Source organism: Vallitalea pronyensis (assembly GCF_018141445.1).
Classification (GTDB): Bacteria; Bacillota; Clostridia; order Lachnospirales; family Vallitaleaceae; genus Vallitalea; species Vallitalea pronyensis.
In genome coordinates this window covers 5,167,756-5,182,913 of sequence record NZ_CP058649.1, presented here as the reverse complement: position 1 = coordinate 5,182,913, position 15,158 = coordinate 5,167,756, and the positions used below count along the sequence as shown (strand labels likewise).

Sequence of the window (15,158 nt, the reverse complement as noted above, 5' to 3'; positions counted from 1 at the left end):
AGAAGGGTGAATAACACATGAACCTTGTGCTGAATATAGGAAGGGTGAATGATCTATGGCAAAGCATCTAAGAAAAGATGAAATAGATAAGACGAAACAGGCTGAAAATGAGAAAATGAAGTATGAAATTGCTGAAGAACTGGGATTAATTGATAAAGTTCACCAAGGTGGGTGGAAATCCTTAACAGCAAAAGAAACAGGACGGATAGGTGGTCTCATGACTAAACGCAAGCGAAGTGTTCAAACAAAATAGGTTAAATCAGGTGAAAATAACCTTGTTCTTAGGGAGCAAGGTTATTTTTTTGTTATTACTTCCCAATTTATTAGCTAATTATTTTTTACTCAACTTTCTTTTTTCAGAGGGGGATATTTCTTTAAACATTTTATAAATACGACTAAAATAACTGGTGTCATGAAAACCAACAGCATACGTAATTTCACTCATGGACATATCTGTATGGGTAATCAGATTGTCAGCTTCTTGTATTCTGACGGAGTTAATGTAGTGAGTGACCGTATGCCCTGTCATTTGTTTGAACATCCTGCAAAAATGATATTTACTCATGTGGGCTTGGTAGCTTAGATGATCAATGGTTAAATCGTCGGCGTAATGGGTTTCAATATAGTGAATGATATGATTAAAGCGATCTATATTTTTCATACGGTATTTAACTTGCACGTCTGTAAGGATTCTTGCTATATGATGGCGCATGAGTATGACGATAAGCTGATACAGGGAAGCTTTTAGAGCAAGTTCAAATCCCACTTCACGTTGGTTAAACTCCTTATTAATGGATGTAATACAAGCCTTAACATCTATATCTTGAGGGATATGATTGTTAAATAGAATCCTGTTCTCTATAATGGGTGTTATGTATTTTGAATCACATAGATCAATGAATCGACTATTAAGAATATAAGGATCCAGAATAATACAGTCGTATTCAAAGACCTCCGAGATGTTCTGACAATAATGTACCTCATTGCAGTTAACCACCACTAAGTCTCCAGGATGCACTTCAAAAACATGATTGTTGCAACGGCATAATCCTGATCCCTTGGTAATGTATAAGAGTTCCATTTCACGATGCCAATGGGCATAGATAGCTGTTTTTTGTACACCTGTTGAGCAAAGTTTGTTCAACTTCATGGGAAAGTTAGGGTCTGGCATGGTCATTTTTTCTTTTAATGTTGATTTATCCATGATGGTCACCTCCAATGGGATGAATACATAACACTGTCGTTTATGTAGGCATTTCATTTGTATTAACAGCATAAAAAACATAAGCAATATAATCCAAGTATCGAGCAATAGAATGCATGAGGATTATTGGTATATGTATTATAATAATCTACAAAATGATAAAAGTAAATACGAATTAAGAGCAACTTTTTCCAAATAATTATTTGGCAGGTAAGGATAGTATGTCTTACAAAAAACGGTAACGTAGTAAAAACGTTCTAGAACAAAGACACATTAGAGGTATAAAGAATAGTACAATATAAAACGAGGTGACAACATGAAACCATTAAGAATTGCCATGATCGGCTGTGGCAGAATATCACAAGTGTACAAAGAATCCTTCAAACATCTAGGTGATCAAGTTGAAGTGGTGTATGCTGTGGATATTAAATTAGAGCGAGCGAAAGCTTTTGCAGAAAGTTTTGAAGGGTGCGTGGCAACAGATGATTATCGATTATGCTTCCAAGGGCACGTGGATATCATACATCTGGCTACACCCCATCATATGCATCCGATTATTGCAATAGAAGCCATGAAACAGAAGATACATGTTTTAACAGAAAAGCCTATGGCCATCTATTTGCAGGATGCAAACCGTATGATACAGGTAGCAAAAGAAGAAGGGGTTCAATTAGGCGTTATTTTTCAAACCCGGTATGTGAAGGGGTATCAGACCATAAAAGAGATAATCAGAGAAGGTAAGCTTGGTAAGATTATAGGGGCCAGGTCTTATTTATCATGGGACCGTTCAGATGATTATTATCAGCAATCCGATTGGAAAGGTTCTTGGGATAAAGAAGGCGGCGGTGTACTCATTGACCAAGCCATACATAGCATTGACCGTGTTCAAGACCTTATCGGTGATGATGTAGAATGGATCGAAGCCTCTATGCAGAACAGAAACCATCATGTGGTGGACGTTGAGGATGTGGCAGAAGCCTTTATTCAATTTAAAAATGGCTGTATGTACCAACTCTATGCTTGTAATTGTTACAGTTATGATGCACCCATTGAAATTGAAATAGTGGGTGAAAAAGGTAAAGTTGGTCTTATTCAAGATTTGGCTTGGGTACGTCTTGATGATGATGAATATGTAGAGATAAAAGATGAGCGTAAGGGTGTCGCGGCTGGACCAAGCTATTGGGGATATAGTCATATCATGCAGATTCAGGACTTTTATGATGCAGTCCGTGAAAATCAGAAGGTTACAATTGATGGGGTTGAGGGAAGAAAAGCCCTTGAAATTATTCGAGGCATTTATCATGCAGCTACTTTAAATAAAAGAGTCTCATTTCCTTTTGAAGATTTAAAGGGTGCACTGATACAGTGAATGAAAAAATAGTGATGTTCAGAAAATAAACAACTCAATGATTAAATATTTTATAAGGAGGAATCACGTATGAACAAGATTAGAGTAGGCATTATTGGCGCAGGTAATATCAGTGTAATGCATACAGAAGGTTATAAAAAGCTAGAAAATGTAGACATTGTAGCAGTATGCGACCTTAATGAAGACAAGGCAAAAGCTTATGCCAAGAAGTATGCTATTCCACATGTCTTTACAGATTATAAGAAAATGCTTCAAATGAAAGAGTTGGATGCAGTCAGTGTCACCACGTGGAATGATGGTCATGCACCCATTAGTATTGCTGCCATGAAGGCTGGAAAAGACGTATTATGCGAAAAACCATTAGCCATGAATGCAAAAGATGCTCAGGTCATGGTGGATACGGCCAAAGAGACTGGACAATTACTGATGGTTGGTTTTGTGAGACGTTTTGAAAATAATGTAAAGTTTATAAAAGAAGCCATTGAAAATGATGAGTTAGGTAACATCTATTATGCGAAAACCGGCTATGTCCGTAAATGGGGTAATCCAGGTGGCTGGTTCTGCGATAAAAAACGTTCAGGTGGTGGTCCCGTTATTGACCTAGGTGTACACGTCATTGACCTTATTCGCTACCTGACAGGAAAACCAGAAGCTGTTTCAGTCACAGCGTCCACTTTTAAGCAGTTGGGCATTAAGCCGTATATAAAAGGAATGAGTAAATATAATGCAGTTGATTATGATCCTAAAAAGCCCTATTGTGATGTGGAAGATGCAGCCACAGCTCTTATTAAGTTTGATAACGGTATGACTTTGAACTTTGAAACCAGCTGGGTATTACACACCAAGGACGATAATAATTATCTCATGTTCTATGGGGATAAAGCTGGTGTAAAGATGGAACCTGAAATAGAATTTTATAAAGAACATAACCAATATTTTATCAATCAAACACCCTGTATCGAACAGGAAACAAACAAATTTGCAGAGATTTTCAACAAGGAAACGGCCCATTTTATCGACTGTGTAGCCAATGGTGTACCTTGTTTGAATCCTGGAGAAGATGGTGTGGCCATTATGAAAATATTAGATGCGATCTATCAGTCGGCAGAGGTAGGTCATGAAGTGAAAATTAAGGAATAAGGAGGCGTCATGATGCATAAAATTGGTGTGATTGTTGATTCCTTTCGATTAGGTTTACGAGAGGGTATTAAAAAAGCAAAAGAAGTAGGGGCAGAAGGGATTCAACTATATGCTGTTCGCGGTGAAATGGCTCCAGAAAATCTATCAGCAACAGCTCGAAAAGAATTATTGGACTTTATCAAAGCTCAGGGATTAGAAGTATCCGCACTATGTGGTGATTTAGGCGGGCATGGTTTTACCATACAAGAAGATAACGTTCAGCGTATTGAACGTTCCAAGAGGATCATGGATTTGGCTAAGGACCTTGAAACAAATATTGTCACCACACATATTGGTGTTGTGCCTCATGATGTGAACCAAGACCGATATAAAATTATGCAAGAGGCATGTAATATATTAGGCGAATACGGCGATGATGTGGGGGCATATTTTGCTATTGAAACAGGACCAGAGATTGCTGTAACCCTTAAATCCTTTTTAGATAGCTTGTCAAGTAAAGGGGTAAGGGTGAATTATGACCCAGCTAACCTGGTCATGGTAACAGGTGATGACCCTGTTAAGGGTGTCTATACATTAAAAGATTACATTGTTCATACCCATGCAAAAGATGGCATCCAACTACAAGAATCCAATCCAGAATACATCTATCGTTGCTTTGCAGAAGGTATGCCTGAGAACTTCCATGTGGATGAATATTTCTTAGAGAAACCTCTTGGCAAGGGTCATGTGCAATTTGATGCTTACATAAAGGCACTAAGAGATATTGGGTATAAAGGCTTCTTAACCATTGAACGTGAAGTAGGTGATAACCCAGAGAAAGATATTCGTGAAGCTGTAAAGTTTTTACAAAAAATAAGAGGTTAGGTGATACATATGAAAATAGGGGTGAGTTCATACAGTTTCATCCAATGGGTTCAATCTGGGAAGATGAAACAAATTGATGTCATAAGAAAAGCCAAAGAGATGGGATTCCATGTTCTGGAGTTCATTAATTTTGTATTGGAAGATGGTGAGACTGATGAAGCCTTTGCACAACGGGCTTATGAAGAGAGTAAACGGGTTGGCATCCCTATCGAAAGTTATACCATTGGTTCCGATTTTATTAATGGGAGTAACGGCGACTTAGAAGCTGAAATAGAGCGGGTTAAAAAAGAAGTGGATGTTGCTAAGTTATTGGGTGCAAAATCCATGCGACATGATGCAACCACAGGCTTTCATAAGGACCATCCTGGACCAAAATCTTTTGAAGCGGCTTTGCCTCGACTAGTAGACGGCTACCATGCCATAACAACCTATGCAGCTAATTATGGTATCAAAACCATGGTGGAAAATCATGGGTACTTCTGCCAAGACAGTTATCGGGTGGAACAACTGGTGAATGCTGTTAATCACCCTAATTTTGGGGTGCTTGTGGACATGGGTAATTTTGTATGTGTGGATGAAGACCCTGCTAAAGCAGTAGGGCGATTATTGCCATATGTTTTTCATGTCCATGCCAAGGATTTTCATATGAAATCAGGCATGCTGCCTAATCCTGGTAAAGGATGGTTTCAATCCAGAGCAGGTCATTATCTTAGAGGTGCCATTATCGGTCATGGGGATGTACCTGTCTTACAATGTCTAAAGCTTTTAAAGGATGCTAAGTATGATGGTGTTATATCCATTGAATTTGAAGGTCTTGAAGACCCTCAATTGGGTATAGCTACTGGACTTGAAAATTTAAAACGGTATCTAACATTAGCCTAAGCATTCGACATCAGTACAAATTTTGGTGGGAAATCTGTAAATAGATTATTAAGATAGGGACTATTTATAATACATGATGTGACTGTACACATGTTTTATAAATAGTCCCTTTATGATTATAAGTCAAGATGAAGCTTAGTTTACTTATTTCTGTAAGCTTAAGGTGTCACTTCAATACTTGGTGCAGTAATCTCAATATCTGCTCCAATATTGGTATAGTTGATATCCATCAATGTGGTAAAAGGTACGTTTTCATCTTCTATTTGAATTTGACCACCATAACGAATCACTTGCTTCACGACTTGGTTGGATTCATTTACATAAATGTCCATATCAAAGTTAAGTTCTGCGTCAACCAGTGTACCTTCTCCTAAGAACGTTTCAGGATCTAATGCTTTAAGTGTTTCCAAATCCAAGGATAAGGAATATTTTGACGTGTTAACACCATCCATTTCAACCAAGCCCCCAAATGTAATGGGCAGTTGATTGTAGATGTCTAAGAGTTTATCATTGGACATTGCGATGTCAGTATGTGTTGTTCCAAAAGTTAAAGCTTCTTCTACCTCTTCAGGAGTTGCTTCGTACCATTCAAGGTCATCTTCCTTCATATACGTTTTATCATCCACCGTAATCAATTCTAATGTGGATTCTAAAAGGGTTGACTCAGCTTCTTTTAATACTAACGTCATAGCTATCTGATAATTAGCGCCATTAACAGCACCATCTCCTGTAAGGTTAAAGGTTAAATCATTCTCTGGTACAAGACCAGAAAAAGTCATGGTTGTTTGGGTATTAAACTCACCTTTATAGGTGTTGTTATTTTCCAACGCTGTATAAAGATTTGCATATTTTACCATGTTGGTGTTCGCTTCGGCAAAGTCTAAAATACGCTCTTGGTCATTGATAAAACGATGGGTGAGTACGGCAACCTGTTGACGCTGAGCATTGCCTTTAGCACTAAAGGTGGTAGCCCCTGTCCCCTTCATTAATTCAGAAGCAAGAGAAAACTCCACGGCTTTTTTGGCCCAGGATGATATCGTATCTTTATCGCTAAGAGCATTGACATGAAGGAATTCACTCATATTAATGTCATCAGCTATACCAAGGGCACGTACAAACATAACGGTCATTTGTTCACGGGTGCATTGCTCCTTATCACCAAATATGTCCATGGACATACCGTTAACAATACCATCTCGATAGGCTGCTTCAACATATTTGTAAGCCCAATGTGTTTGAGGTACATCATTAAATGTTGGTGTTTCAGGGACATTGGTTGTATCTACTTCAAGAGCTTTTACGAGCAGTGTAATCATTTCAGCTCGGGTAACGGTGTTTTGTGGGTTAAAATATCCCTGAGCATCACCGGTAATAATATCTTTGTCAGCCAAATCTTTGATAGCATCCTTGGCGTAATCAGCACTTTCATCGATATCTAATAGGGTAGCGGCATGTGCGATGTTTGTAGGGATTACAGTGGTACTTGCGATGATTAAAAGTGTTAATAACGCTATGCTTTTTCTTATTCGATTAAACATCATCTTCCTCCTAGGGTTGTGTATTGTATTTGTTGTGGTCAACTCAAGTATACATATGTTATGTAAACTAGTCTACTGGAAAAGTTACGTAAAAAAATAAGTTTTTATTTCAAAATATCTAAAATCCGCGTCATCAATAAGTTATATAATAAGCAGGAAAAAGCAGGATGAAGTATTCTTGACTTAGATGAGGCTTGTCCTTTATAATAAGGTTTAATGAAATGCGCATAAATACAGAAGAGGAAGTGATAAGGATGCCTAGCTATAATTCATTTGCATGGATTTATGACCAATGTATGGGTCATATACCTTATGATGAATGGGTAGAATACCTTCAACAGCTTATACAAATATATTGTAAAAAAAAGCCCCACTTAATCTTGGACTTAGGTTGTGGGACAGGCAACATAACAGAACGTTTAGCCCATAAGGGATATGACATGATTGGGGTGGATAATTCATTTGACATGCTATCCATTGCTAAAGAAAAAGCTAGTCGGGACAACCAAGATATCTTGTATCTGTTACAGGACATGCGTGCATTTGAACTATATGGTACAGTGGATTGTATTGTCAGCATCTGCGATAGTATGAATTATATCATGGAAGAAGAGGATTTACTTCAAGTGTTTAAGTTGGTGAATAATTACTTAGACCCTGAAGGTATCTTTATTTTTGATTTAAATACCAAGTTCAAATATGAGCAGGTATTAGGTGAGCACACCTTTGCTGAGACTTATGAAAAGAGTGCTTATATTTGGGAAAACTACTATTATGAAGATGAGGCCGTTAATGAGTATGATTTAACCCTATTTATTGAAGATGATAAAAATCAGTATCAACGTTACAGTGAAACCCACCATCAAAGGATGTATACACCAGATACCATCAAAAAGATTTTACAAGAAGCGGGACTAATCTATGTGGATTGTTTTGACGCTTTTACCTTTGATAAGCCTACAGCAACTTCTGAAAGGGTTTATTATATCGCTAGAGAACAAGGAAAATAGGCTGTAGAAATCACCCTATTTCGTAAAATGATTAATGAAAATCAGCATTATAGAAGGAGTACATCATGAAAGACTATATCGCACGAGGAATAGCTGCAAATAATCAAATCAGAGCATTTGCAGCCACGAATAAGCACATGGTTGAAGAAGCCAGATTAAATCACCAAACATCACCGTTAGTATCTGCGGCTCTAGGGCGTTTAATGGTGGCGGCAAGTATGATGGGAAGCATGTTAAAGAATGATAAGGACTTGCTAACGTTACAAATTCGTGGTGACGGACCCATTGGTGGTCTGGTTGTCACATCCGATTCAAAAGCTAACGTAAAAGGCTACCCCTTTACACCAGATGTTGACCTACCGCTAAAGACAAATGGTAAATTAGACGTTTCAGCAGGGCTAGGCAATGGCATACTAAACATTATACGTGATACAGGGTTAAAAAAACCTTATGTTGGTCAAACCCATTTGGTTTCAGGAGAAATAGCAGAGGACCTTACCTATTATTATGCCACTTCTGAGCAAGTACCCTCAGCCGTTGCACTTGGCGTATTAGTGGATAAGGATTATCATATCAAACAAAGTGGCGGGTTTATTATTCAATTGTTACCGGATGCTGATGAAGCCATTATTAAACAATTAGAGGATAAAATCACAGCATTACCACCTATCACCACTCTATTAGATGAAGGGAAAACACCAGAAGAAATCTTAGAACTTTTACTTGGTGATATGGGTCTTCAAATAATGGATACAATACCTACCCAGTTTTATTGCAATTGTACCGAAGATAGGGTTGAAAAAGCGCTGATTAGTATTGGCAAAAAGGATATTGAAGAAATGATTGATGAAGGCAAAACCATTGAACTTAATTGTCATTTTTGTAATAAAAAATACCCTTTTACGGTGGAGGAGCTTGAAACATTAGTGAGGAATATCTAGTAAAAACACGTCATTAAGTAGTAGTCTTATTAAAAGCATTACGTCATTGTCATAGGATATTATAACGGGTTAAGCGAAAAGCGTAGCCATGGACGGCGGAGCGCAGACACTCTAAACACGGACGTTTAGGTGTCTGAAAAGCTTAACCCGTTATAATATCCAGAAACTTCTAGCCAATAACAATGCTTTTTTATAAGACGCCATTTGTCTTGGTTAATTTTTCTAATGTGAATCTAATTGAACGTTAAAGTAATCTTATTATGATTTTCAGAAATGGCAAGTATAATACTAAGTATAATCATAGATAACAAACAGAAGATGAATATATTTCATAGAAGTGAGTGATAGCATGGTGATTCTAGCAACGACATCCTTGATTATTGGGTGTTTTAGTATGGTGTATTTTATCTATTTAATGGTATATGGAGGGGGAGCAGGATTTTCATTCTTTTGGATTGTGTTAGGCATCATGGGATTTGTATGCAGGGGCATTTTTAAAAATTATCATCATGTAAAAACGGTTGTACCGAAGGTCGTTCGATATCCTGTTTTTGCATTAGGCATTGCTCTAATCATTGTCTTTTTAATTGTTCAAGGATTGATTATAAAAGAGAGTTTTAATAAAAAGGAGTACCCCGATACGGATTATGTGGTTGTACTTGGTGCAGGTATAAGAGGGACTCAGCTATCGTTGACATTATGGCGCCGATTAAATGTTGCTTATGATTACTTGATAGAACATCCAGAGAGTCAAGCGATTTTATCTGGTGGGCAAGGTCCAGGTGAAGACATAACAGAAGCAGAGGCCATGAGGCGGTACTTAAAAAACAAAGGGATTGATGAGCATCGTCTTCTATTGGAAGAAAGGTCTACAAGTACCCAAGAAAACATAGCATATAGTTTTGAGCTGATGGATCAAACCATTGATAACCCATCCATTACCATTGTAACCAGTGATTTTCATGTCTATCGGGCCAAACATATAGCTAAGCAACATGGTAAAGAAGTAGAAGGTGTATCCAGTCATACGTCTACACCACTCGTCCCCAATTATTATATAAGAGAGTTCTTTGCAGTAATGAAAGATGTTATCTTATAGTGGAAAGGTGTAATGGGTACGAGGGTTTGATATATAAGCACACAGGAGTGACTGTCTCTAAGAGGCAGTCACTTTTTGGTTCTAGCCAGCAGTATCCTCACATTTCTTAGTAGTTTATTTTGCATTTTTAGAACTTGATAAGGGATAACTAAAAAGTAGCATAATTGACAAATGGCTATAATTCATATAAAATTTTATAAAGATTAAGACAATGATTTTTCCACTTTTACATAGGTTTTTATAGGCAAATTACATAAAGGTAGGGATACAATGAAAAAGAAATATATGATAATATTCTATATGGCTATATTAGGTTTGATTTTTTTTCTTTCATGGCTGTTATCACAAAACCAGGCAGATATTAGCGTGCAAAGCATTGCGGATATACCCCAAAAAGTGAAGATAAGATTTTCCAGCAGCTGGGGTGGGTACGATACAAAAGCAGCTAAAATACAACAAGTGTTGAATAATTTTGAAAAGAAGCATCCCCATACAGATATTATTAACGAATCCATGAGTGGAGAAGAGTTTTTATTCACTTTAAAAACAGATTTTGCATCGGGTAATGACCCTGATGTGTTTGGATTATGGCCAGGTTCAGATTTTAAATTATTAGTTGAGAACGAAAAAATTGCGGATTTAACGGATGTGATTAAGGAGGACCTTGGTTGGTTTGAACGATTTGGAAAAGATGCTTGGAAATACGTAACAGTGGATGATAAAATCTATGGTTTACCATTTGAAATCATTTATGAAGGACTATTTATTAACACAAGTATCTTTACAGAATACGACATTAAAATACCCACAACCTTTGATGAATTACTGAATGCAGTAGATATTTTAAAAGAAAATGATATGATTCCCATTGCTTATAATAACTCACCAGAAGGCAGTTACATTTATCAAAACATGGTGATGAAATTAGGGGGCAAGGAAGATACGGAGAATCCTTTTGACGCTGATGGAGCCATCAAGCAATGCTACATTGATGCCATGTACTACATGAAGACCTTATATGATGCAGGTGCTTTTCCAGAGGATGCATTTATCATGGACGATAAGTCTAGAAATGATTTATTTATTAATAAGAAGGCAGCCATGATCGTTCAAGGAGCTTGGTTTATTGGGGATAAAGGATTAAGCCCATATGATTCAACGGTGGATATTGTTGGGTTCCCAAATATGGATGGGGGGAAATCCCATGATAGTGCGATTATTTATGGCTGTGGCAATGGCATCTTTCATATGAGTCAAAAAGCATGGGAAGATGATCAAAAAAGAGAAGTAGGTATTGCGTTATTAAGGGAGTTGACATCCATAGAGACCGTAAAAAAAATAACAGAGCATTCTGGTATTATTAGCAACATCTATTTACCTGAAAATATGCAGCATAGTCAATCCAAGTTGTATCAAAAAGGAGTCGATTTAGTCAATGCATCCAAAGAATTAATTGGTCCGCCTGACAGTTTTATAGAGCGAGGTATCTGGGATGACATTATCGTTAAACAAATGCCCAGAGTATTAGAAGGAGAAGTAACACCTGAGGAAGTATTTGATAGGGTTCAAAAGGAACACCTAAGTAATCAATAGAGGATGTTTATGCAATAAAAATCAGTAAGAGGGGGATAACAATGGCGTTATTCAAAAGCGTTACTCGATTTTATAAAAATATATCCATAAGGCAGAAGCTTTTATTATTATTTTGTATTCAGATTATCATACCTTTATTTTTCATGGCGTCCATTTTGTACCGAAAAGCAGAAGTGGTTATCCAAAATAAATCCATTAATTATACCAGTGATATTCTAAAAATGATTGAATTAAGGCTGGACGATTTTTCAAGAAACATGATGACACTATCCCAAGATATCCTTTATGACCAAGTCATCTACAATATCCTCACTAATCCCGATGTAAAACAGGATAAATTTGTATATTACAGCAGAATGGAAGACGTGGTTAATATATTAAGGAAAGCATGTTTATCCAGAGAAGAGCTACAGTCCATTGCCCTCATATCCGATAACAAGGAGTTTTATTCTTATGATTCCAATAGCGGGCGTGTCATTATAAAAGAATCATTACCCTATGATGACATGATTACTAAGGCAAGAGCATTAAAAGGTCAGCCCCTTTGGTATTTAGAAAAAGATGAAAAGGGCGTTGTTCAGAATATATACCTGACACGTGTCTTATACGATATTGCAGATTTTAAGGAAATAGGGTTAATGACATTGTTGATTAAAAAAGAATTTTTAGAATCTGTTTATCGGGACCTTTCCACGGATTCCATGCATAACATTGCCATAATTTCTCATGAGAATGAGTGGATTGTTGGCCGTGATCGCCAATCCAATGACATGTTAAAACAATTTGTTGCTATGAATCTTACATCCGACAATAACTATAAAATAAATACAAGAAAAAACATGTTGATATCCTATATTCAATTAGATAATCCAAGATGGAAAGTTGTCACCCACATTTCCTTAAAAAAACTCAATAAGGATATGGTGGATTTTCGCTTGTGGTTGATTATATTAATGATTGCAACACTTCTTATTATGTCCATGTTTAGTGTGCTCATGGGTGTGGATATTATTAATCCCATTAATCGCTTGGTAAAAAGTATTAAGAAAGTGCAGGAAGATAAAGTGTATGAAGAAATTGCCATTGACCGAATGGATGAATTAGGCTATCTGAGTAATTGCTTTAATAAAATGTCCCTTGAAATAGACATATTGGTCAATAAAGTTTATAAGGAGCAATTAACAAGGCGAGAAGCAGAATTAAAAGCTTTACAAGCCCAGATTAACCCTCATTTTTTATTTAACACCTTAGAATCCATTAATTGGATGGCCATGTTAAGCGAAGCACCTGAGATTAGTGATATGGTTACATCCTTATCCTCTCTCATTGAAGGAAGCATGGGTAAAGGGAATCCCCTTATTTCCATTAAAGAAGAACTAAGATATGTGGATAGCTATATCTTGATTATGAAAAATCGCTATGGTGAACGCCTGGTTTTTCATAAAGATGTGGATGAAGAAGTGAACATACAAGTGCCTCGCTTAGTACTGCAACCTATTGTAGAAAATGCCATATACCATGGTATTGACAAAAATAGAAAAACTGGGGAAATTAGTCTTTGCTTAAAAAAAGACAACAATCATGTCTATATTGCCATTACCGATAATGGACGAGGCATGCAGCAAGAAGAAGTAGAACAACTTAATGAAAAATTCAGGCGGGGCTGTGATCAATATTTATTAAGTAAAGATAAAAGAGGCATTGGACTTGAAAATGTGAATAGACGAATTAAACTTTTTTATGGACAAACCTATGGGATTAAAATCGAAAGTGATTATGGAAAGTATACAAAAGTAATTCTTACAATTCCAAGAAATACGCTGGGAAAAGGAGACCAATAAGATGTTTAGTGTATTAATCGTTGATGACGAGCTCTATATTCGAAAGGGATTAATGAACATTATTAATTGGAAAAAATTCCAATGTGAGATTTGTGGTGAAGCATGTGATGGTGTTGAAGGTTTAGAGAAAATTAAAGCTTTGAAACCAGACATTGTTTTTGTGGACATTAACATGCCGGAAATCGATGGTTTAAGTATGATTGGTCAAGTGAAAGATGAATGCCCTCATACCAAGTTCATCTTATTGACCGGTTATCGGGATTTCTCATATTTACAAGAAGCCATTAAATTAGGCGCTTTTGACTATCTATTAAAGCCTTCTAAGATTGAAGAAATATGTGAAGTGGTTAAGCGAGCCGTCCTAGAGCTTAAATATCAATCCGATGAAGAAAAAGAATTAATCAAGATCAAAGAATCCTATGAGAACAGTAAACCCATATTAAGACAAAAATTGTTATACGATATCATATTTAACATTACAACTAACTATGATGAAAATGAGCAAGAACTGCATATGTATGGCATTGAAATCCATAAATTCATCATGATGGTTGTGGAAATAGATGAAGAGTTAGAGGATTATGAACCCTATCAGAGACAGCTATACCAATTTGGGCTTACCAATACCATCGAAGAAATGTTTCAAGGCGAATTTAAAGTAGAAAAAATTGCCATAAACAGTAGAAGACTAGCCTTTATTATCCAAACCCAAGATGAACGTTTATCCATCGAGAACATCCATAAAAAAGTCAGTAACATCCAGCAGCTTGTAAAAAATTGCTTTAACTTTTCCATTACCGCATCCATCAGTAAAATTGGCGAAGGTATTCAAGCATTACCAGAGAAAATGAAAGAATGCGAGGAAGGTCTATCCTACAAATTTTACCTAGGTGAAAACGCCATTATTATCTATGAAGACCTGGCATCTTTTTATAAACCCAAAGACGATTCCTTACTGGAAGCCTATAAAAACAACTTAATTCGAGCCATTAAAACAGGTAATAATAAACATGTTGGGGCAGTATTACAGGAAATAAAAGTAAAAGTATTCGAAGAAAAAAAATGTGACCCTGAAATGATTAAAACCTTTTGTTGGAACGTGATTTATGCCATTAATAATATCCGCTTATCTATAAAAGCCATAGAAGATAACAATAAAAGTGTGGTAAAAGATATATCCAGCTTGTATCGATTAATTGAGCAAAGTAAAAGCATTGATGAACTCCATTGCTTACTAGTCGATGCTGCCCATAATGTGGTTAGCAGAATTAATCGGTATAACAAAGACAACATTCATTCCATGTTAAACAAGGCCACTCAGTACATCCAAGACAACTATCACAGAAGCATTACACTAAATGACTTAGCAGAATATACCTATGTCAGTACCTACTACATAAGTAGAATATTCAAAAAAGAAATTGGAAAGAATTTTGTGGATTACCTCAATGAAATTAGGATAAACAAAGCCAAAGAGTTATTGAATAATAAAGATTATAAAACCTATGAGGTAGCAGAACAAGTTGGCATCCAAGACCCTCACTACTTCTCAAAACTATTCAAAAAGTACACAAACATGACCCCAACGGACTACAGAACCCAAAAGCCATAGAGACAGCTATATAATCCAATCATTCGCTAAAGATGTATCTCTTATTTACACACGATCCCACACCT

At 36.5% G+C, this 15,158-nt stretch carries 13 protein-coding genes; 11 read left to right on the top strand and 2 right to left on the bottom strand.

From position 1 onward, the window contains the following. Nucleotides 1–55: 55 nt before the first annotated feature. Nucleotides 56–253 (top strand): alpha/beta-type small acid-soluble spore protein, encoded by a 198-nt coding sequence (locus HZI73_RS21565; protein WP_212695417.1) that lies wholly within the window; start codon nt 56–58, stop codon nt 251–253. Between the two features lie 78 nt (nt 254–331). Here HZI73_RS21565 and HZI73_RS21560 read toward each other — a convergent pair whose 3' ends face one another. After that, on the bottom strand, nt 332–1,204 hold the full coding sequence (locus HZI73_RS21560) for an AraC family transcriptional regulator (protein ID WP_212695416.1): 873 nt from the start codon (nt 1,202–1,204) through the stop codon (nt 332–334). 316 nt (nt 1,205–1,520) lie between these two features. Here HZI73_RS21560 and HZI73_RS21555 point away from each other — a divergent pair, with 316 nt between their 5' ends. The 4 genes from HZI73_RS21555 (at nt 1,521) to HZI73_RS21540 (ending at nt 5,459) form a co-directional block, all read left to right on the top strand. Further along, the gene (locus HZI73_RS21555) at nt 1,521–2,573 is read left to right on the top strand and encodes a Gfo/Idh/MocA family protein (RefSeq protein WP_212695415.1); all 1,053 of its coding nucleotides are present in this window, start codon (nt 1,521–1,523) and stop codon (nt 2,571–2,573) included. Nucleotides 2,574–2,642: 69 nt separating this feature from the next. Beyond that, nucleotides 2,643–3,713: a Gfo/Idh/MocA family protein gene (locus HZI73_RS21550; protein ID WP_212695414.1), complete on the top strand. Its 1,071-nt coding sequence runs from the start codon at nt 2,643–2,645 to the stop codon at nt 3,711–3,713. 9 nt (nt 3,714–3,722) lie between these two features. Beyond that, nucleotides 3,723–4,577, top strand: coding sequence for a sugar phosphate isomerase/epimerase family protein (locus tag HZI73_RS21545; protein ID WP_212695413.1), 855 nt, complete (start codon nt 3,723–3,725; stop codon nt 4,575–4,577). 9 nt (nt 4,578–4,586) lie between these two features. After that, nucleotides 4,587–5,459, top strand: a complete 873-nt coding sequence (locus tag HZI73_RS21540; RefSeq protein ID WP_212695412.1) for a sugar phosphate isomerase/epimerase family protein — start codon at nt 4,587–4,589, stop codon at nt 5,457–5,459. 158 nt (nt 5,460–5,617) lie between these two features. Here HZI73_RS21540 and HZI73_RS21535 read toward each other — a convergent pair whose 3' ends face one another. Next, nucleotides 5,618–7,000, bottom strand: a complete 1,383-nt coding sequence (locus HZI73_RS21535) for an S-layer homology domain-containing protein (protein WP_212695411.1) — start codon at nt 6,998–7,000, stop codon at nt 5,618–5,620. A gap of 251 nt (nt 7,001–7,251) precedes the next feature. Here HZI73_RS21535 and HZI73_RS21530 point away from each other — a divergent pair, with 251 nt between their 5' ends. The 6 genes from HZI73_RS21530 to HZI73_RS21505 all read left to right on the top strand — a co-directional run bounded on the left by HZI73_RS21530 (nt 7,252) and on the right by HZI73_RS21505 (nt 15,093). Next, nucleotides 7,252–8,007, top strand: a complete 756-nt coding sequence (locus tag HZI73_RS21530) for a class I SAM-dependent DNA methyltransferase (protein ID WP_212695410.1) — start codon at nt 7,252–7,254, stop codon at nt 8,005–8,007. Nucleotides 8,008–8,072: 65 nt separating this feature from the next. Next, nucleotides 8,073–8,948 (top strand): Hsp33 family molecular chaperone HslO, encoded by an 876-nt coding sequence (gene hslO / locus HZI73_RS21525; protein ID WP_212695409.1) that lies wholly within the window; start codon nt 8,073–8,075, stop codon nt 8,946–8,948. Between the two features lie 337 nt (nt 8,949–9,285). Continuing rightward, complete coding sequence (locus HZI73_RS21520; RefSeq protein ID WP_212695408.1) at nt 9,286–10,047, top strand: YdcF family protein; 762 nt, start codon at nt 9,286–9,288, stop codon at nt 10,045–10,047. Between the two features lie 270 nt (nt 10,048–10,317). Continuing rightward, the gene (locus HZI73_RS21515; protein WP_212695407.1) at nt 10,318–11,640 is read left to right on the top strand and encodes an ABC transporter substrate-binding protein; all 1,323 of its coding nucleotides are present in this window, start codon (nt 10,318–10,320) and stop codon (nt 11,638–11,640) included. Nucleotides 11,641–11,681: 41 nt separating this feature from the next. Further along, complete coding sequence (locus HZI73_RS21510; protein WP_212695406.1) at nt 11,682–13,481, top strand: sensor histidine kinase; 1,800 nt, start codon at nt 11,682–11,684, stop codon at nt 13,479–13,481. Nucleotide 13,482: 1 nt separating this feature from the next. Continuing rightward, nucleotides 13,483–15,093, top strand: coding sequence for a response regulator transcription factor (locus HZI73_RS21505; protein WP_212695405.1), 1,611 nt, complete (start codon nt 13,483–13,485; stop codon nt 15,091–15,093). Nucleotides 15,094–15,158: the final 65 nt, after the last annotated feature.

Coding starts and splice junctions, on each gene's coding strand:
- HZI73_RS21565 (WP_212695417.1), top strand. CDS start 56: ATGGCAAAGCATCTAAGAAAAGATGAAATAGATAAGACGAAACAGGCT.
- HZI73_RS21560 (WP_212695416.1), bottom strand. CDS start 1,204: ATGGATAAATCAACATTAAAAGAAAAAATGACCATGCCAGACCCTAAC.
- HZI73_RS21555 (WP_212695415.1), top strand. CDS start 1,521: ATGAAACCATTAAGAATTGCCATGATCGGCTGTGGCAGAATATCACAA.
- HZI73_RS21550 (WP_212695414.1), top strand. CDS start 2,643: ATGAACAAGATTAGAGTAGGCATTATTGGCGCAGGTAATATCAGTGTA.
- HZI73_RS21545 (WP_212695413.1), top strand. CDS start 3,723: ATGATGCATAAAATTGGTGTGATTGTTGATTCCTTTCGATTAGGTTTA.
- HZI73_RS21540 (WP_212695412.1), top strand. CDS start 4,587: ATGAAAATAGGGGTGAGTTCATACAGTTTCATCCAATGGGTTCAATCT.
- HZI73_RS21535 (WP_212695411.1), bottom strand. CDS start 7,000: ATGATGTTTAATCGAATAAGAAAAAGCATAGCGTTATTAACACTTTTA.
- HZI73_RS21530 (WP_212695410.1), top strand. CDS start 7,252: ATGCCTAGCTATAATTCATTTGCATGGATTTATGACCAATGTATGGGT.
- hslO (WP_212695409.1), top strand. CDS start 8,073: ATGAAAGACTATATCGCACGAGGAATAGCTGCAAATAATCAAATCAGA.
- HZI73_RS21515 (WP_212695407.1), top strand. CDS start 10,318: ATGAAAAAGAAATATATGATAATATTCTATATGGCTATATTAGGTTTG.
- HZI73_RS21510 (WP_212695406.1), top strand. CDS start 11,682: ATGGCGTTATTCAAAAGCGTTACTCGATTTTATAAAAATATATCCATA.
- HZI73_RS21505 (WP_212695405.1), top strand. CDS start 13,483: ATGTTTAGTGTATTAATCGTTGATGACGAGCTCTATATTCGAAAGGGA.